At 60.2% G+C, this 19,384-nt stretch carries 16 protein-coding genes and 1 pseudogene; 10 read left to right on the forward strand and 7 right to left on the reverse strand.

Translation table 11 applies throughout. The annotated features are described in order from the left end of the window. Window positions 1-92 precede the first annotated feature (92 nt). The 7 genes from AC1DF8_RS04140 to AC1DF8_RS04170 all read left to right on the forward strand — a co-directional run bounded on the left by AC1DF8_RS04140 (window position 93) and on the right by AC1DF8_RS04170 (window position 7,964). Window positions 93-1,814, forward strand: coding sequence for a DEAD/DEAH box helicase (locus AC1DF8_RS04140; RefSeq protein WP_477995038.1), 1,722 nt, complete (start codon window positions 93-95; stop codon window positions 1,812-1,814). Between the two features lie 296 nt (window positions 1,815-2,110). Continuing rightward, window positions 2,111-3,520 (forward strand): circularly permuted type 2 ATP-grasp protein, encoded by a 1,410-nt coding sequence (locus AC1DF8_RS04145; protein ID WP_018114785.1) that lies wholly within the window; start codon window positions 2,111-2,113, stop codon window positions 3,518-3,520. Beyond that, complete coding sequence (locus AC1DF8_RS04150; protein ID WP_018114786.1) at window positions 3,520-4,461, forward strand: alpha-E domain-containing protein; 942 nt, start codon at window positions 3,520-3,522, stop codon at window positions 4,459-4,461. Before AC1DF8_RS04145 ends, AC1DF8_RS04150 begins: the two co-directional genes overlap by 1 nt. 12 nt (window positions 4,462-4,473) lie before the next feature. Beyond that, the gene (locus AC1DF8_RS04155; protein WP_477995039.1) at window positions 4,474-5,298 is read left to right on the forward strand and encodes a transglutaminase family protein; all 825 of its coding nucleotides are present in this window, start codon (window positions 4,474-4,476) and stop codon (window positions 5,296-5,298) included. A 190-nt stretch (window positions 5,299-5,488) separates the two neighbouring features. Continuing rightward, entirely contained in the window at window positions 5,489-6,547 is a 1,059-nt protein-coding gene (locus tag AC1DF8_RS04160) for an HD domain-containing phosphohydrolase (protein ID WP_112972119.1), read from the forward strand. Between the two features lie 96 nt (window positions 6,548-6,643). Further along, window positions 6,644-7,285, forward strand: a complete 642-nt coding sequence (locus AC1DF8_RS04165; RefSeq protein ID WP_477995040.1) for a DUF2268 domain-containing putative Zn-dependent protease — start codon at window positions 6,644-6,646, stop codon at window positions 7,283-7,285. A gap of 85 nt (window positions 7,286-7,370) precedes the next feature. Beyond that, entirely contained in the window at window positions 7,371-7,964 is a 594-nt protein-coding gene (locus AC1DF8_RS04170) for a nucleotidyltransferase family protein (RefSeq protein WP_477995041.1), read from the forward strand. A 191-nt stretch (window positions 7,965-8,155) separates the two neighbouring features. Here the strand turns inward: AC1DF8_RS04170 and araD are convergent, their stop codons facing one another. From araD to chvE, 6 genes are all read right to left on the reverse strand, one after another. Further along, window positions 8,156-9,895 carry an L-arabinonate dehydratase gene (gene araD, locus AC1DF8_RS04175; RefSeq protein ID WP_112543442.1) on the reverse strand — a complete coding sequence of 580 codons (1,740 nt, stop codon included), beginning with the start codon at window positions 9,893-9,895 and terminating at the stop codon, window positions 8,156-8,158. A gap of 62 nt (window positions 9,896-9,957) precedes the next feature. After that, complete coding sequence (locus AC1DF8_RS04180; RefSeq protein ID WP_477995042.1) at window positions 9,958-11,391, reverse strand: aldehyde dehydrogenase family protein; 1,434 nt, start codon at window positions 11,389-11,391, stop codon at window positions 9,958-9,960. Window positions 11,392-11,465: 74 nt separating this feature from the next. After that, on the reverse strand, window positions 11,466-12,461 hold the full coding sequence (araD1, locus tag AC1DF8_RS04185) for an AraD1 family protein (RefSeq protein WP_113117960.1): 996 nt from the start codon (window positions 12,459-12,461) through the stop codon (window positions 11,466-11,468). Between the two features lie 107 nt (window positions 12,462-12,568). Beyond that, window positions 12,569-13,777 (reverse strand): multiple monosaccharide ABC transporter permease, encoded by a 1,209-nt coding sequence (gene mmsB, locus AC1DF8_RS04190; protein WP_018114775.1) that lies wholly within the window; start codon window positions 13,775-13,777, stop codon window positions 12,569-12,571. Then, window positions 13,774-15,312 (reverse strand): multiple monosaccharide ABC transporter ATP-binding protein, encoded by a 1,539-nt coding sequence (mmsA, locus tag AC1DF8_RS04195; protein WP_477995043.1) that lies wholly within the window; start codon window positions 15,310-15,312, stop codon window positions 13,774-13,776. The genes mmsB and mmsA overlap by 4 nt, the downstream gene beginning before the upstream one ends. Window positions 15,313-15,405: 93 nt before the next feature. Next, window positions 15,406-16,470, reverse strand: a complete 1,065-nt coding sequence (chvE, locus tag AC1DF8_RS04200) for a multiple monosaccharide ABC transporter substrate-binding protein (RefSeq protein WP_018114773.1) — start codon at window positions 16,468-16,470, stop codon at window positions 15,406-15,408. Between the two features lie 270 nt (window positions 16,471-16,740). Here chvE and AC1DF8_RS04205 point away from each other — a divergent pair, with 270 nt between their 5' ends. Next, on the forward strand, window positions 16,741-17,754 hold the full coding sequence (locus AC1DF8_RS04205) for a LysR family transcriptional regulator (RefSeq protein ID WP_113117959.1): 1,014 nt from the start codon (window positions 16,741-16,743) through the stop codon (window positions 17,752-17,754). Between the two features lie 23 nt (window positions 17,755-17,777). Here the strand turns inward: AC1DF8_RS04205 and AC1DF8_RS04210 are convergent, their stop codons facing one another. Continuing rightward, the gene (locus tag AC1DF8_RS04210) at window positions 17,778-18,332 is read right to left on the reverse strand and encodes a putative glycolipid-binding domain-containing protein (RefSeq protein ID WP_477995044.1); all 555 of its coding nucleotides are present in this window, start codon (window positions 18,330-18,332) and stop codon (window positions 17,778-17,780) included. A gap of 133 nt (window positions 18,333-18,465) precedes the next feature. Between AC1DF8_RS04210 and AC1DF8_RS04215 the strand changes: the two genes are divergently transcribed. Further along, window positions 18,466-18,927, forward strand: a complete 462-nt coding sequence (locus AC1DF8_RS04215) for a hypothetical protein (protein ID WP_477995045.1) — start codon at window positions 18,466-18,468, stop codon at window positions 18,925-18,927. Between the two features lie 322 nt (window positions 18,928-19,249). Further along, window positions 19,250-19,384, forward strand: a pseudogene (locus AC1DF8_RS04220) (Hint domain-containing protein); the annotation flags it as partial.

The raw sequence follows: 19,384 nt of genomic DNA on the forward strand, positions 1-19,384 counted from the left end.
CCAAGAGCGGCAAGACGCGCAGGAAGCTTTTTCCAACTTACAAGTTCCCATTTCACGCGGGGTTCTTGACGCTAGATTGACACCGGACCGCAATGTCGCGATCCGGCGTTTATGTTTGGCGCGCCCTAAAAGGTTATGACTTGACCAATTTTGAATCGCTCGGTGTCTCCAAGCCGGTCGTCGCCACCCTGTTTCAGCTCGGCATCGAAACGCCGACGCCCATTCAGGAACAGGCTATCCCCCTTCTCATCCAGGGCCGCGACCTGATCGGCCTTGCCCAGACCGGCACCGGCAAGACCGCTGCCTTCGGCCTGCCGCTCATCGAGCGCCTGCTCAAGGAAGAAAAGCGTCCCGACAACCGCTCCGTTCGTACGCTGATCCTGGCCCCGACCCGCGAACTGGTTAACCAGATCGCCGACAACCTCCGGAAATTCATCCGCAAGTCGCCGCTGCGCATCAATGTCGTCGTCGGCGGCGTCTCCATCAACAAGCAGCAGTTGCAGCTCGAGAAGGGCACCGACATCCTCGTCRCCACGCCCGGCCGCCTGCTCGACCTCTGCAACCGCAACGCCATCACGCTGACGGCCGTGCGCTACCTCGTGCTCGATGAAGCCGACCAGATGCTCGACCTCGGCTTCGTGCATGACCTGCGCAAGATCGCCAAGATGGTGCCGAAGCGCCGCCAGACCATGCTCTTCTCGGCCACCATGCCGAAGGCGATTGCCGATCTCGCCGGCGATTACCTGACCGATCCGGTCAAGGTCGAAGTGACGCCTCCGGGCAAGGCTGCCGACAAGGTCGAGCAGTATGTCCACTTCGTCCCAGGCAAGAACGACAAGACCGTCCTGCTCAAGAAGACGCTGACCGAAAACCCCGATGGCCGCTCCATCGTCTTCCTGCGCACCAAGCACGGCGCCGAAAAGCTCGCCAAGCATCTGGAGCAGGTCGGCTATTCCGTTGCCTCCATTCACGGCAACAAGAGCCAGGGCCAGCGCGAGCGCGCCCTCAAGGGCTTCCGCGACGGCGCCATCAAGACACTGATCGCCACCGACGTCGCTGCCCGCGGCATCGATATCCCGGCCGTCAGCCACGTCTTCAACTACGACCTGCCGGAAGTGCCTGACGCCTACGTGCATCGCATCGGCCGGACGGCCCGCGCCGGCCGCGACGGCATTGCCATTGCCTTCTGCGCCCCCGATGAGGCTCGCCTGCTGCGCGACATCGAAAAGCTGATGGGCATCGACATCACCGTTGCCAGCGGCGAACCGCCGGCTGACCTGCGTGCTGCACCCCGCAGCAACAATCGCGGTCGTGGCGGCCAAGGCCAGCAGCGTGGCCAGGGCGGTCGCGGTGAAGGCCGTGGTGAAGGTGGACAGCGTGGCGAACGCCGTGAAGGCGGCCGCAGCGAAACCCGCAATGGCAGCGGCCGTCCAGCCGGCCATGGCGACCGCCGTCCGCGCCACGAAGGCGATGTCTCGGAAGCGCGTGGCGGTGAAGAGCGTCGCGCTCGTCCCCAGCGCAACAACCGCAACCAGGACTTCCGCGGCCAGCGCCGCAACGAGCAGGCACCGGATCTCGGCCCGGACAACGATCTGGCCTCGACCTCGGATTTCCGCCCGGCCCGCAATCAGCAGCAGCGTCCGGCCCAGACGGAAGCGACCGGCCATCACCGGGGCAACAAGCAGCACGTCCATGGCCGCCCGCCGCGCAACCACGGCGACCAGCAGCCGCAGGGCGAACAGCGCCGTGACGGCAATGGCGGTCTCCGCCGCAAGGGCCGCAATGGTGGTGGCCCGCGCCGCGAACGCGCTTAAGCCAATGATATCAGGGAGGGCCGGAGTGATCCGGCCCTTTTCTTTTGACCGTCTCGGTCACAGGCGCGGGCAGAGTTTGGTCCGTCGCCCGGGCATGAAATGATCACCTGCCCATCTTTTGTGCGCCAAGTCAGGATTGCCAAAAGCACACCTCGCACCAACTGCCGATAAATGCCCAGTTTTTGACCCGTTTTTGCATTGCAGAAGATTTTATGAATCTTCCATGCGAACTGTGCATGGTTCTTGCATTGCCTATTGCGTTGTATTCAAATGAACAAAAAAGGGGAGCCACACCTTTGGCATTTGATGAAATGATCACCGGAGACGAAAGTCCCCGAGCGCCATATGACAAATACTTTGAGTGGTACAACAGCCAAGACCGGGCACACCTGATTTCAAAGTCCCGCGACGCTGAAAACATCTTCCGCAAAACCGGCATCACCTTCGCGGTTTACGGCCACGCCGACAGTTCCGAAAAACTCATCCCCTTCGATATCATCCCGCGCATCATCTCGGCCCGCGAATGGCGCAAACTCGCCCAGGGCATCGAGCAGCGGGTGATCGCGCTGAACGCCTTCCTCGACGATATCTACCACAAGCAGGAAATCATCCGCGCCGGCCGCATCCCGCGCGAACTGATCGAGAAGAACGTTGCCTTCCTGCCCGAGATGATCGGCTTCCGGCCGCCGGGCGGCGTCTACACCCATATCGTCGGCACCGATATCGTACGAACCGGCGAAGACCAGTTCTATGTGCTGGAGGATAATGCCCGCACACCCTCCGGCGTCAGCTACATGCTGGAAAACCGGGAAACCATGATGCAGATGTTCCCGGAACTCTTCCATGAGAACAAGGTGCAGCGCGTCGAGGACTACCCCTATCTCCTGCGCCAGAGCCTCGCTTCGCTCGCCCCTCCCGGCTGCAAGGGCAAGCCGCGAGTCGCCGTTTTGACCCCCGGCATTTACAACTCCGCTTACTACGAGCATTCCTTCCTCGCTGACACGATGGGTGTCGAGCTGGTCGAAGGCTCGGATCTGCGCGTCATCGACGGCAAGGTGAAGATGCGCACGACGCGCGGCTACGAGGCGATCGACGTGCTCTATCGCCGGGTCGACGACGACTTCCTCGATCCCCTCACCTTCCGCCCGGAATCGGCCCTCGGCATTCCCGGCATCATGGATGTCTACCGCTCCGGCAACATCACCATCGCCAATGCACCCGGCACCGGCATTTCCGACGACAAGGCGATCTATTCCTACATGCCCGAGATCGTCGAGTTCTATACCGGCCGCAAGCCGATCCTCGAGAACGTGCCGACCTGGCGCTGTTCGGAAGCCGGCAGCCTGAAATATGTGCTGGAGCATCTGGAGGAACTGGTGGTCAAGGAAGTGCACGGTTCCGGCGGCTACGGCATGCTTGTCGGCCCGACCGCTTCCAAGAAGGAACGCGCCGATTTCGCCGAGAAACTGAAAGCCAAGCCCAGCAATTACATCGCCCAGCCCACGCTTTCTCTGTCCACCGTTCCGATCCTCGTCAACAAGGGCATCGCACCCCGCCATGTCGACCTGCGCCCCTATGTGTTGGTCTCCGACAAGGTGCAGATTATTCCGGGCGGGCTTACCCGCGTGGCGCTGAAGCAAGGCTCGCTGGTGGTCAATTCCAGCCAGGGCGGCGGCACCAAAGACACCTGGGTATTGGAGGACTGATGCTCGGAAGAACTGCAAACGGGCTCTACTGGATGTTCCGGTATATCGAGCGCGCCGAAAATATCGCTCGCCTTGTCGATGCCGGCCTGCGCATGTCACTGACGCGGAGCGACGCCGGTGATGACAATTGGGACGGCGTGCTGCAAAGCGCCGGCGTGCGCGAACTCTATGACGAGAGCCATTCGAAGCTGACCGGTCCTGATGTCATCGACTACATGTTGCGCGACCGCCAGAACGCGTCGAGCGTCATGTCCTGCATCGATTTCGGGCGTAACAACGCCCGCATGGTGCGCACCGCGCTGACGCGTGAGACCTGGGAAGCAACCAACGAATGCTGGATCGATCTCAAGGAGCTTCTGTCGAAAAAGCTGAAGCCGGCGGAACTGCCCGAAGTCATCGATGTCATCAAGCATCGCGCCGGCCTCATCCGCGGCGCCTTCCATGGTTCGATGCTACGCAACGAACTCTATAATTTCGCCCGCATCGGCACCTTCATCGAGCGCGCGGACAATACGAGCCGCATACTCGACGTGAAATATTACGTCCTGCTGCCGTCGATCTCGCAGGTCGGTTCTTCGGTCGACAACGTTCAGTGGGAGTCGATCCTGCGTTCAGTCTCTGCCCACCGCTCCTACAGCTGGGCCTATGACGGCGAATACCGGGCCATGAACATCGCCGACTTCCTGATCCTGAACGGTCAGATGCCGCGTTCGCTTGCCTATTGTTACGAGAAGATCGTCAGCAACCTCGGCTATATCGCCAAGGACTACGGCGAGCGGCTTGCAGCGCACGATACGGCGGATGCCATTCGCGCCACGCTGCAGACCCTGAAGATCAAGGATGTCATGGATCAGGGCCTGCATGAGTTCCTCGAAGATTTCGTCTCGCGCAACAACAAGCTCGGCAACGAAATCTCCGATGGCTACCGGTTCTATGTTTAAGCGGGTCAGATCATGAGACTGAAGATCAGCCACCTCACCGAATACCGCTACGACGAACCGGCGCAGTTTTCGCTGCAGCGGCTGCGCCTGACGCCGCCGAATGCCGTTGGCCAGACCGTGCTCAACTGGTCGCTGCATGTCGAAGGCGCCAAGCCGGAAGTCGAGTATGACGACCAGTTCGGCAATCACGTGAACCTCGTCTCGCTGGAAGGCGAACAGCAGGTCACGCGCATCGTCGCCGAGGGCGAGATCGAGACCGAAGACCGCAACGGCGTCACCGGCCCGCATACCGGCTTCTGCCCGCTCTGGCTCTTCCTGCGCGAGACGCCGCTGACGAAGAGCGGCAGGCTGGTGAAGGAATTGATCAAGGGCGTGACTGGCGAGAACGACCTTGCCCGCATGCATGCGCTGATGGCGGCAATCCACGAGGCGGTCGAATACAAGCCTGGCACCAGCAGTACGGAGACCACGGCCGAACAGGCGCTGGAGAAGAAGAGCGGCGTCTGCCAGGACCATGCCCATATTTTCGTTGCCTCCGCCCGCGCACTGGAGATCCCGGCGCGTTATGTCTCCGGCTATCTGATGATGGAAGAGAAGGTCGATCAGGCCGCCACGCATGCCTGGGGCGAGGCGCATATTCCCGGCCTCGGCTGGGTCGGCTTCGACCCTGCCAACAAGATCTGCCCGGATGACCGCTATGTCCGCATGGCCTCCGGCCTCTGCTACCGCGATGCCGCGCCCGTATCGGGCATGCGCATCGGCACCCCGGGCGAGAAGCTCTCGGTCACGGTAAAGGTCGAAAACGGCGACCAGATGCAGAGCCAAAGCCAGAGCTGACAAAAGCAGGCGAAGTTGCCATGGCGATTATGCGCGTTCAAACACGCAATAATTGCTGTTGCAACCAATTCTCTACTTCAAACTAACCCGATGTTAAAGCCGCAGGCGGAAGCTGTGCGCTATGAGCTCGCATTTGTGGGCACCGGCGCAAAGCGCGCCGGCCTGTTTTGAGATTTCAGTAGGTCGTTTTATGTCTCTTCTTCTTATCGACGACAGCAAATCCAGCCTGCTTGCCCTTGAAACCGCCGTCCGCCGCTTTGCCGGCTGCGCGATCGAAAGCTTCACCAATCCACTGGAAGCCCTCGAGCGCACGACGCACGTCGAATTCGATCTTGTCCTGGTCGACTATATGATGCCCGAACTCAACGGCGTCGCCGTAATCCGCCGCCTGCGCAGCCAGCGCGGCTATGAGACCGTGCCCATCGTGATGATCACCTCGCAGACGGAACGCGCCGTGCGGCTGGAAGCGCTGGAGGCCGGTGCCACGGACTTCCTCGCAAAACCCTTCGATCCGCTGGAGCTCGAGGCCCGCATCCTGAACCTTCTCGCCCTGCGCAGCGCCCAGCTTGCCCTCGTCGATCGTGCCCGTTCGCTTGATCAGGCCTTCCGCCGCGCCACCGAACGGGCCGATATCCGCGAACAGGAAATAGTCTGGTGCCTGGCGCAGGCCATGGCCTCGCGTGACGGCAATACCGGCGATCACATCGAGCGTGTCGCCAACATTGCCGAACTGATTGCCGAAGGCCTCGGCATGGACCGTATCCAGCGCCGCAACATCTATCTCGCTGCCCCCCTGCACGATATCGGCAAGATCGGCATTCCCGACGCCATCCTGCAGAAGCCAGGCAAGCTGGAGCCGGATGAGATCGAAAAGATGCGCGAGCATGTGCCGATCGGCGTTTCGATCCTGCGCAATAGTTCCGCCGAGCTTTCGCGCGTTGCTACCGCCATCATCGGCGGGCATCACGAAAAATGGGACGGCACCGGCTACCCGCAGGGCCTTGCGGGCGAAGAGATACCGATCGAGGCCCGTATCGTCGCCGTTGCCGACGTCTTCGATGCACTCTGCTCCGAGCGCCCCTACAAGCGGGCATGGCCGATCGACGAAGCCTTCCGGGAAATCATCGCCTGCAGCGGCACGCATTTCGATCCGGCTTGCGTGGCGGCTTTCCGCCGCAAATGGCCGGAGATCCGTCTGCTCTTCGATCAGTTTGAGATGGAAGAAGACCGCCTGCGCTCCAGCGGTTGACATCCGATCGGGTTCCGCGACGCTTTCCCGACAGATCGGCGAGCCGGTAACGGCGGCCAATTGCCGAAATCCTCCGTATGAGCCTATGGTGCAGTCATGTCTCGCATGAACCTTCATTTTCTTGATGCACGCGGCCCGCTCTCGGACCTGCGGGATTGGCTGGACAACCGGCTGTCCGACGCATTCGATAAGGGGAGCGCTTTACTGCGCATAGAGCCTGTCGATGTCGTGGTGAAAGCAGGAGCCCGCGTACTTCCTGAAAAGGGTCATGTTGGATATGCGCCGGAGCCCGGCTTGATCTATGTCACGGTCGACCCCGCCAATCCGGTTCTTGCTGCAAACGCTGACGCATCCCTGGAGCGGATGTTTGTGCATGAGCTGCATCACGCCGCCCGATCGGATGGACCCGGATACGGAAATTCACTGGGAGAAGCATTGGTCTCTGAAGGCCTGGCGGGGCATTTTGCGCAGGAAATCTATGGCGGCCCGCTTGAGCCCTGGGAAAGACTGCCGAGGGATGAAATCCGCAGATATGTGACGGAGGCGGCTGGGGAGTGGGACAGCCGCAGCTATGACCATGAGGCCTGGTTCTTCGGCACTGCCGATTTCCCTGGCCAGCTGGGATATTCGATGGGTTTCCAGCTCGTCGCTGATCACCTGATGCGAACGGGCCAAAGATCATCTGCTCTGGTTCACGAGGCAGCATCGGCATTCAGACCTTCTCTGGATCAAATCTAGAATTCGCCCCCGCCCGGCGTTCAGCCAACACAGGTGGCATTTTCGGGATAGTTGGTTTGGCGAAACTATGGACGAGGGAGAGGCTATGTCGCTTAGCGAGAAGCAATTCATGGAGTCTGTCCGCCGCAACCCGATAAACGCCGAGTTGTTGAGCCGGTTGCGCACCCTGGGGGTTCCCGAGGCCAATCTGACTGCCGGCTGCCTCGTGCAGACGGTCTGGAACCTGAAATCGGGTTATGATCCGCAGTACGGGATAAAGGACTACGACGTCTTCTACTTCGATGACGCCGACCTGTCATGGGAGGCCGAAGACCTCGTTATTCGCAACGTGCAGAAGGCGGTCGACGATCTGCCCGTCAAGGTGGAGGTCAGGAACCAGGCTCGGGTCCATCTCTGGTACAAGGACAAGTTTGGAGCCGAATACCCAAAGCTACAAAAGGCCGAGGATGGCATCGACCGTTATCTTACCCTTTGCACAAGGGTCGGCATCCGCCTTCACGACGGCAGCCTCTATGCGCCTGACGGCCTGGATGACATGTGGAACGGCATCCTGCGCCTGAACCCTGCCAATCCTCAGCGTGGCCTGTTTCTGGATAAATGCGCACAGTACGTGCAGCGATGGCCGTGGCTGACGATTATCGATGATCAGATCGGGGGGTGCGATCCGCAGCCACAATGACGGTTCGCATTTTCCGCGTTCCGTCTTCGTTGCGGAGCTCGGAACCTTCAAGACGAAACCGTCGGCCCTGACCTTCCCGCAAATCTCTGTCGCGAACCACCACGAGAGGCGGAATTTCGCGACAGAAGTATTCACGATGGCGGGGTTCTCACCCCGCCTTTCCATCGGCCTATGTCTGGAGGACGGGCCGGTTAGTGGCTATCCTTGCCGACTGCACTTCCGCGACATCCCTTCAGGAAGTCGAGGTCGGCGCCGGTATCGGCACCTTCGACATGCTGCTGATGCAGGAAGGCGTAACCCGAGGTCGGCAGGTCATGGTTCGGCTGCCATTCGGCCAGACGCTTCGCCAGTTCCTCTTCGGAAATGTCGAGATGCAGGCGGCGGTTCGGCACGTCGAGCTCGATCATGTCGCCGTTGCGGACGACGGCGAGCGGGCCGCCGACGGCAGCTTCCGGCGAGGTATGCAGAACGACGGTGCCGTAGGCCGTACCGGACATGCGGGCGTCGGAAATGCGCACCATGTCGGTGATGCCCTTCTTGAGCACCTTCGGCGGCAGACCCATGTTGCCGACTTCGGCCATGCCCGGATAGCCCTTCGGACCACAGTTCTTCATGACCATGACGCAGTTCTCGTCGATATCGAGATTGTCGTCGTTGATCTTGGCCTTGTAGTCGTCGATGTCTTCGAAGACGACCGCCCTGCCCTTGTGCACCATCAGATGCGGCGAAGCGGCGGACGGCTTCAGAACAGCGCCCTTCGGCGCCAGATTGCCGCGGACCACGACGATGCCGCCGGATTGCGTCAATGCCTTTTCAGCCGGCAGGATGACGTCTTCGTTCCAGTTGACGACGTCCTTGACTTCGTCCCAGACGGTCTCGCCCGAAACCGTCACTGCATCCTTGTGCAGGAGGCCGGCTTCGCCGAGGCGCTTCAGCACGACGGGCAGGCCGCCGGCATAGAAGAACTCTTCCATCAGGTACTTGCCCGACGGCATCAGGTTGACGATCGTCGGCACGTCGCGACCACAGCGGTCCCAGTCGTCGAGCGTCAGGTCGACGCCGACACGGCCGGCCATGGCGAGCAGGTGGATGACGGCATTGGTCGATCCGCCGATGGCCGCATTGGTGCGGATGGCGTTTTCGAAGGCCTGCTTCGTCATGATGTCGGAAGGCTTCAGGTCGTCCTTGACCATCTGCACGATACGGCGGCCGGTCAGCTGCGCCATCACCTTGCGGCGGGAATCGACGCCAGGAATCGCGGCATTGCCTGACAGTGCCATGCCGAGCGCTTCGGCCATGGATGCCATCGTGGAAGCGGTACCCATCGTGTTGCAGGTGCCCGACGAACGGCTCATCGAAGCTTCAGCCTCGAGGAATTCGGCCTGCGTCATCTCGCCGGCCTTTACCATTTCGGAGAACTTCCACAAATGCGTGCCCGAACCGACGCGCTCGCCGCGGAAATAACCGTTCAGCATCGGACCGCCGGTAACGACGATCGACGGCAGGTCGACGGAGGCTGCCCCCATCAAGAGCGACGGCGTGGTCTTGTCGCAGCCGACGAGCAGCACGCAGCCATCCATCGGCTGGCCACGGATCGCTTCTTCGACTGCGAGCGCCGCGAGGTTGCGATACATCATCGCGGTCGGACGGAAGGTGTTTTCAGAGGCCGAGAAAACGGGCACTTCAAGCGGGAAACCACCGGCTTCCCAGACACCGGCCTTCACCTTTTCGGCGAGCTCGCGCAGGTGGCCGTTGCACGGCGTCATGTCCGACCAGGTATTGAGGATACCGATGACCGGGCGGCCGTCGAACAGGTCGTGCGGGTAACCCTGGTTTTTCAGCCAGCCGCGGTGGTAGATCACGTCGCGGCTCGTGCCGCCGTACCATTCCTGCGAGCGCAACTTGCGCGGCCATTCTGCTTTCTTCTTCATAATTTCTGTCCCTCAGGATATCCCCTGACCGCCTCGTACGATCAGGGTTATCGCGCTTTGTCTTAGGCCAGCGTATAGGCGGTTTTGACGGTTGTGTAGAATTCGGCGGCGTACTTGCCCTGCTCGCGCGGGCCGTAGGACGAGCCCTTGCGGCCGCCGAAGGGAACGTGGAAGTCGACGCCGGCGGTCGGCAGGTTCACCATCACCATGCCGGCCTCGGAGTTGCGCTTGAAATGCGTCGCGTGTTTGAGGCTCGTCGTGGCAATGCCTGCCGACAGGCCGAACGGCGTGTCGTTGGCAGTCGCCAACGCCTCTTCGTAATCCTTCACGCGAATGACGGAAACGACAGGCCCGAAGATCTCTTCGCGCGAGATGCGCATCTGGTTCGTCGCTTCGGTAAAGAGCGTCGGCTGCAGGTAGAAGCCGGGCGTGTCGCGCGAGATGAGTTCGCCGCCGAAGGCGAGCTTGGCGCCCTCTTCCTTGCCGATCTTGATGTAGTCGGTGTCGGTCTGAAGCTGGCGGGCATCGACGACGGGGCCGATATGGGTGCCGGGCTTCATGGCATTGTCGACGACGACGGTCTTCAGCTTTTCGGTGAGTGCCGCAACGAACTTGTCGTGAATGCCTTCGGTGACGATCAGGCGCGACGAAGCGGTGCAGCGCTGGCCCGTGGAGAAGAAGCCGGAATTGGCGGCTGCCTCGACGGCAACGGTGAGATCCGCATCGTCGAGCACGACCATCGGGTTCTTGCCGCCCATTTCCAGCTGGAACTTGCGGTTATGCTCGATGGAGGAAGTGGCGACGCGTTTGCCCGTACCGGTCGAACCGGTAAAGGTGATGCCGGCAATGTCAGGGCTGTCGAGCATGGCCTGGCCAACGACCGAGCCCTTGCCCATGACGAGGTTCAGAACGCCCTTCGGCAGGCCTGCGCGATGCAGGATGTCGGCAATCGCCCACGAACAGCCGGGGACGAGATCGGCCGGCTTGAAGACGACGGTGTTGCCGTAGCAGAGCGCCGGCGCGATCTTCCAGGCCGGAATGGCGATCGGGAAGTTCCAGGGCGTGATGATGCCGATGACACCGAGCGGCTCGCGGGTGATCTCGACGCCAATGTTCGGGCGCACCGAGGGAACGACCTCGCCGGCAAGGCGCAGCGCTTCGCCAGCGAAAAATTCGAAGATCTGCGACGCGCGGATCGTTTCGCCGATCGCTTCGGGAAGCGTCTTGCCTTCCTCGCGGGCGAGAAGAGCGCCAAGCTCGTCCTTGCGCGCCATGATCTCGTCGCCGGCCTTCTTCAGGATGACGTGGCGCTCCCAGATGCCGGAACGCGACCAGGCCGGAAAGGCAGCCTTCGCGGCAGCGATGGCAGCCTTCGCATCCTCGGCGCTCGCCTGAGCGTAGAGACCGACGACTTCGTTCGTGTCGGACGGGTTGATGTTCTCGGCGGCATTCGTGCCGGTCCATTCGCCGGCAATGAGATTCTGATGGACGGTCATGGCCTTGGAGCCTCCTCTATGTCAAATGACCGGCGGCTTTCGCGGCGGCCGGCCCCTTGAGATCACAGTTGAAATCAGAGCTGCTTGACGGCGATCTCTTCTTCGGCGGCAACCTTCAGCGGATTGCGCAGCGGCAGGCCGAATTCGGCAACCTCGATTTCAAAGACATCGCCCTCTTCCGCCTTGATGCCATCGGCAAAGGAAAGCGTCGCCGTACCGAACATATGTACATGCACATCACCCGGCACGCGGAAGAGGCCATATTTGAAATGGTGATATTCCAGATTGGCGAAAGTGTGCGACATGTTCGCTTCGCCCGACAGGAACGGCTTCTCGAAGATGACCTTGTCGCCGCGCTTGATGCGTGACGTCCCGCGGATATCCTCGGGAGCTACGCCGATCCGGATTTCCGGACCGAAGCTTGCCGGGCGCAGCTTGGAATGGGCGAGGAAGAGATAGTTGATCCGCTCGGTGACGTGATCGGAAAACTCGTTCGACAGCGCAAAGCCGATACGGAACGGCGTGCCATCCTTGGCGATCACGTAGATGCCGGCCATTTCAGGCTCTTCGCCGCCGTCGAGCGCGAAGGACGGCGAGACGAGCGGAGCGCCCGGAGCAGCGGCGCCATAGCCATTGCCCTTGTAGAACCATTCGGGCTGCACGCCCTTCTGGCCAGCCGCCGGCTTTCCGCCTTCGAGACCCATCCTGAACATCTTCATGGAGTCGGTCAGCGTTTCCTCTGCCGCTTCCGTGGTCTTCTTGTGCATGGAATCGCGCGTTGCGGCCGAACCCAGATGCGTCAGGCCCGTGCCGGTCAGGTGCAGGTGTGCTGCATCCGGATGCGTGATCGGCGGCAGGAAGCGGCCTTCGGCATAGGCCTTTTCAAGATCGACGGCGTCGCCATATCCATGCGCCTCGATAACGGAGACGAGCGACTTGCCGCCATCTGCGGCTTCCATCGCCAGAGCGTAGACGCTCGTAGCACCCTTGACGGTCTTGGCGGCGGCACCCGGCTCGCGCGCGGCGACGATGATCTCTCCGTTGGAGCCTTTGATCTGCGAAATAAGCACGGTCCTGATCCTTTTCGTTCGGCGACGGCAAAGCTACGCCGCTCCGGCTCCCCGAGGAGCCGGAATTCGTTTTCATACGACTGCGAATGCGCAGGCTGAGTTAGGCCTCAGCCCTTGTTCTTGTTGTAGACGTCGAAGAAGACGGCAGCGAGAAGCACGGCGCCCTTGACCATCTGCTGGAAGTCGATGCCGAGACCGACGATCGACATGCCGTTGTTCATGACGCCCATGATGAATGCGCCGATAACCGCACCGGTGATCTTGCCGACGCCGCCCGAAGCCGACGCGCCGCCGATGAAGCAGGCCGCAATGACGTCAAGTTCGAAACCGACACCGGCCTTCGGCGTTGCCGAGTTCAGGCGCAGCGCAACGATCATGCCGGCGAGACCCGCAAGCACACCCATGTTTACGAAGGTGAAAAAGCTCAGGCGCTCGGTGTTGATACCGGAAAGCTTGGTCGCCTTTTCATTGCCACCCATGGCGTAGATGCGGCGACCGATCGTCGTGCGGCGGGTGACGAAGCTGTACGCCGCGATCAGGACCAGCATGACGATCAGAACGTTCGGCAGACCCTTGTAGGTCGACAGCAGCCAGCCGAGCCAGACGATGGCGAGCGAAATGAGGACATTCTGGCCGATGAAGAAGCCCATCGGCTCGACGTCGATGCCGTGGCTCTCATTGACCTTGCGGCGGCGCCAGGCGAGGTAGAAGAGGATGACCGGCATGATGACGGTCAGGATCAGCGAGGTGAGCTGGGTCGGAATACCGAAGATGTCGATCATGTCGCCCGGCAGGAAGCCGGTGCTGATGACCTGGAATTCCTTCGGGAACGGGCCGATGTTCTTGCCACCGAGAACGGTGAGCGTCAGGCCGCGGAAAACCAGCATGCCGGCAAGCGTCACGATGAAGGACGGGATGCGGTGATAGGCGATGAAATAGCCCTGTGCCGCACCGATGAAGCCGCCGATGATCAGGCAGAGCAGACCCGCCAGCCAGAAATTCATGCCCCAGGAAACGGTGAAGATGGCCGCCAGCGCGCCGACGAAGGCAACGATGGAGCCGACCGACAGGTCGATATGCCCAGCAACGATCACCAGCAGCATGCCGAGGGCCATGATGATGATGAAGGAGTTCTGCAGCACGAGGTTCGTCAGATTGACCGGCTTGAACAGGATACCGCCAGTGTAGAACTGGAAGAATATCATGATCGCGACGAGTGCGATCAGCATGCCATATTCGCGGATGTTGCCGCGGATATAGTCGGCAATCGAAACGACGTTGCTTTCCTCTGTGGATGTCGGGTTGACAGGAGTCATTGTTTCTTCTCCCCTGAGCGCATGATAGCGCGCATGATGGTTTCCTGGCTTGCTTCTCCTTTCGGCAGTTCGGCGACGATGCGTCCTTCGTTCATCACGTAGATGCGGTCACATGTGCCAAGCAGTTCAGGCATTTCTGACGAGATCATCAGAACGCCCTTTCCATCGGCGGCAAGCTGGTTGATGATAGTATAAATTTCGTATTTTGCGCCAACGTCGATACCACGTGTGGGCTCGTCCAGGATCAAAACATCGGGATCGGAGAACAGCCACTTCGACAGCACGACCTTTTGCTGGTTGCCGCCCGACAGGTTGACCGTTTCCTGGAAGATGCCCGATGACCGTATGCGCAGCTTCGAGCGATAGTCCGTCGCGACTTTCATCTCCTTGATGTCGTCGATGACGGTGTTCTTCGAAATGCCGAGCAGATTGGCGAGCGTGGTGTTGTGCAGGATGTTGTCGTTCAGCACGAGGCCGAGATGTTTGCGGTCTTCCGTCACATAGGCGAGACCGGCGTCGATCGCCTTGCGCACCGTCGACGTATCGACCTTCTTGCCGTCGACGAAGACGTCGCCGGTGATCTTGTGGCCATAGGACTTGCCGAACACGCTCATGGCGARYTCGGTGCGGCCAGCACCCATGAGGCCGGCGATGCCAACGACCTCGCCCTTGCGGACATTGACGTTGATGTCGTGCAGGACCTGGCGGTCGCGATGCTGCTGGTGGAAGGCGTTCCAGTTCTTCACCTCGAAGATGGTCTCGCCCACCGGCACGGAGCGCGGCGGATAACGGTCGGCGAGGTCGCGGCCCACCATATTCTTGATGATGATGTCTTCGCTGATCTCGTCCTTGTGACAGTCGAGCGTCTTGACGGTCATACCGTCGCGCAGGACCGTGATCTGGTCGGCGACCTTGCGGATCTYGTTCAGCTTGTGGGAAATGATGATCGAGGTGATGCCCTGCCTGCGGAATTCCATCAGCAGGTTGAGGAGCGCGTCTGAATCGCTTTCGTTCAGCGATGCCGTCGGCTCGTCGAGGATGAGCAGCTTGACGCTCTTCGACAGCGCCTTGGCGATCTCGACGAGCTGCTGCTTGCCGACGCCGATGTCGGTCACGAGCGTATTCGGAGATTCGCGCAGGCCTACCTTCGCCAGAAGCTGCTTGGTGCGATTGAATGTATCTTCCCAGCTGATGACGCCCTTCTTGGCGTTTTCATTGCCGAGGAAGATGTTTTCGCCGATCGACAGGAGCGGCACGAGCGCCAGCTCCTGATGGATGATGACGATGCCGATTTCTTCCGAATCCTTCAGGACTTTGAAATTGCGAACATCGCCCTCATAGACGATCTCGCCTTCATAGCTTCCTGCCGGATAGACGCCGGAGAGCACTTTCATCAGGGTCGACTTGCCGGCCCCGTTTTCGCCCACCAATGCGTGGATCTCACCCTGGCGAACCCTGAGGTTCACATTCTCGAGCGCCTTCACGCCCGGGAACGTCTTGGTGATGTTCCGCATTTCGAGGATTGTATTGTCCATGACTAAAAACCCAACGCCGCGACCGAAACTGGCCCGGCGATCATAGAATCGAAGACCGGAACCCGCAATCACGCGGGTTCCGGCCATTCATAATTACTTCAGCTGATCTTCCTTGTAGTAACCGCTGTCAACGAGAACCGTCTTGTAGTTCTCCTTGGTCACGGTAACCGGCTTCAGCAGGTAGGACGGAACGACCTTGACGCCGTTGTCGTAGGTCTTCGTGTCGTTGACTTCAGGCTCCTTGCCGGACATGACGGCGTCAACCATCTGAACGGTGACCTTTGCGAGGTCGCGGGTATCCTTGAAGATCGACGAATACTGTTCGCCAGCGATGATCGACTTGATCGACGGGATTTCCGAGTCCTGGCCGGAGACGACCGGCAACGGCTGGTCAGCCGAACCGTAGCCGACGCCCTTCAGCGACGAGATGATGCCGATCGACAGACCGTCGTACGGAGACAGGACAGCGTCAACCTTGGCGTCGGTGTAGTTAGCCGAGAGCAGGTTGTCCATGCGGGCCTGGGCCGTTGCCGGATCCCAACGCAGCGTGCCGACCTTGTCCATGCCGGTCTGGCCGGACTTCACGACGAGCTTGCCGGAGTCGATGTAGGGCTGCAGGACAGACATTGCGCCGTCATAGAAGAAGAAGGCGTTGTTGTCGTCCGGCGAACCGCCGAAGAGTTCGATGTTGAACGGGCCCTTGCCGTCCTTGAGGCCGAGCTTGTCGACGATCGTACCAGCCTGAAGAACGCCAACCTGGAAGTTGTCGAACGTGGCGTAGTAGTCAACGTTGGCAGAGTCGCGGATCAGGCGGTCATAAGCGATGACCTTGATGCCCGCGTCATGGGCCTTCTGGAGAACGTCCGAAAGGGTCGTGCCGTCGATCGAAGCGATGACGAGAACCTTGGCGCCCTTGGTGACCATGTTTTCGATCTGCGAAAGCTGGTTCGGAATATCGTCGTCAGCATACTGCAGGTCGGTCTGGTAGCCGGCTTCCTGGAGCTGCTTGACGATGTTGTTGCCGTCGTCGATCCAGCGAGCGGAGGACTTCGTCGGCATTGCGATGCCAACCAGGCCCTTGTCTGCCGCCAGAGCAGGCATAACGAACGATGCGACGCCGAAGGCGGCCGCAGCCATCAATGAGATAATGGATTTCATTTCTCTCTCCCTTGTTAAAGATTCACGGACGAAAAATCGCCCGCCCCGAAACTGTGGCAGGTTCCGTATTGGATAGTTACTTCAGATGGTGAGAAACGAAGTAGGTCTCCTCCACGATCTCACACGTGTTGAGTGCCAACCAGCACACGGCGGCAAACTGGTATGGATTCCTATAACTGTCAAATAGAATAACTGGTAATGTGCATAACAATTTTGGTATATCGTTAAAAAGTATTACTTTTGATGGAACGCAGTGGGGAGGCTGCAACCATGACGATTATCTCCGAGCTCTTTTCATTGGAACATGTCGACATTCATAGCGACAATTTTGGCGATGACAGCTTTCTACGAGCGGGACTTAAGCTGAATCACCTGCGTATGATTGTCGCAATCGAAGATAGCGGGCAGATTTCGGCTGCCGCGGAAGTACTCAACATCTCGCAGCCGGCAGCCTCCCGAATGCTGTCCGATATGGAGTCGATCGTGAAGACTCCACTCTATGAACGGGTTGCCCGTGGCGTGGTGCTGACGACCTTCGGGGAAGCGCTCGCGAGACGCGCGCGCAAGATCCTTCTGGAGCTTCGTGAGGCAAGCCGCGAGATCGGCGAATTGAAGAGCGGCAAGGGCGGATCGGTCTTCATCGGCGCGGTCACCGCACCCGCCATGAGCCTCGTCGTTCCCGCCATCAACACGGTGCGCAAGACCTTTCCCGGCATCGAGGTCAACATCCAGGTCGAGACCAGCAATGTCCTGGCGCGCGAACTTCTCGCCGCCCGCCACGACTTCATCATCAGCCGCATCCCCGACGATCTCAACCCGCGCCTTTTCGAAGTCCGCGAGATCGGCGTCGAGAAAGCCTGCCTGATCGTCCGCAGCCGCCATCCCCTATTGAAGAAGAAGACAGGCCCAAGCAGCCTGTCGGAGATCAAGGATTACGACTGGGTGTTCCAGCCGCCGGGCACGCTGCTGCGCCGCACGATAGAGGATATCTTCCTGTCGCGCGCCGTTCGGCTTCCGGAAAACATCGTCAACACCTCTTCGCTGCTGCTGACCTGCGCGATCATCTGCGAGACGGATGCAATTGCCCCCGTCGCCGTCGATGTCGCACAGTTTCTCGCCTCGCAGAGTTCGAACGCCTCGGACGTGCGAATCCTGCCGATCGATTTCGAGATCAACGTCAAGCCCTACAGCCTGATCACCGTCCGCGAACGCGCCCTGCCGCCAAGCGCCCGGCTCCTCTACGATCTCATCCTGGAAGAAAGCATCCGGCAGGCAGAGGGCTAGCGCCGAGCCACAGACTGCGATCGTTACGACAACCTTCTATAGACGCCAGGATAGTCCAGCACGATGCCGTCGCCATCGACCTCAAGCTCGGCTGCAAAGCCGGTTGACAGGCCTTCATAGAGAAAGCGGTTCCCGGCAAGTTTGGTATATCGCTGCTGGACAGGTTCGACGATCAGGTTCGGCAGGGAAACATAGGCAACGCTGATCTTCTCGGCGACACCGGTTTTTTTCCCTAGCCGTCGAATTGGCAGGGTATTGGTGAATGGAGTCGCTGCAATATCGACATCCAGGCATCCGGCCAGATCGGAAAGCTCAGCGCCATCCTCGCTGATCCAGCGACCGCGGCCGTCGGACAGAATATGCAGTCGCTGACCATTGGCGATCTGAACTCTGACGTCTCGCACCCGCCACTGCCGGTCTATCGTCAACCGGTAGGTCAGATCGTATTTGCCGGCTTCGAACTGCCCGCTCACGATACCTTCCGCAAGCACGCCCTCGTCATTGTGGGCGATGGAAAGGGTCTCAAGTCGGTCTCCGTTCCAGTCGGTCCATTGCACTGTCCGTTTCCAACCTGCCATCCATGCCCCCTTTTCTCATCCGCATCTGTCTCCTGCCGCGGCATCCGCTCCGGAGAGATCCCGTGATCCTGCCTCGAATCCAGCCCTGCGCCAACTTGGCGCCGTCTAATGCGCCGCTCGAAAAGGAAGGCGCATGCTGTTCGGACAATCGATATTCCAATCCGTTCTCGAACGACTGAAGGCGGAAGACGAAGCCTCCGGCGATGCGCAGGAACCGGCCGTCCATCGCGTCTCCGGCTTCTCGACCGGCCTCGCCTTCGATGTGATGGAAGGTGTGTCGGCCGGTTCGCAAAGGGTCGGCGAGGCTTATTTCGACAATCTCGGTGCCGAACCCGCGGCCGCAGAGCCGCCGGCGCCCGAACCCGAACCGGTCATGCCTGCGCATCTGGGCCGCATTGCCCCGGAACAGATCGCCGCAGAACTTGCGATTTCCGCCGCCGACACGCTGCAGATACTCAATGAGAAGCGACGCACCTTCGCCAAGGCCAATCATCCCGACAGCGTAGCCCAGCCGTTCCGCGGCAATGCCAACAGGCGCATGATGATCGCCAACCTGCTGATCGACGAGGCGACGCGCCGTCTGCCGCGCAGCTGAAACTTCCCCCTCCGACCGGAGGATATGATAGATTCCAGCGTTTGAAAGACTGGAGCTTTCGACGCGTTTTCGATGGGTCTTCAAGCTGCTTCGCCCGATGGCCCGGGCGGCGCATCTAGGTGGTGTGCTGCGTCGTCATTTTTTCGCGCGGCGATTGCATATACCTCATCAGCTTTTGGTGCGTGTGACGGCATAACTTCTACAGGTCCGCCATACTACGCCCTACTCCCTTTTCATTAACCCTCGCGCTATTAGGCGAAGTTGTATGCAATGCAACCTATTGTAACATGGCTCGATGTGATTGTTTTCAAAGGAGATCGCCATGTCATCCACGGAAGATCCGAAACTTCTGCCGCACAATACTGCGCGCAGACATTTTCTAGGTGTCGCTGCTGCCGCCGGTGTTCGGCTCGCGGGCGTGGCGGCATTGGCCACGGCAATTTCCACATCTCCTGCG

This window comes from Rhizobium sp. 05N49 (assembly GCF_056396805.1).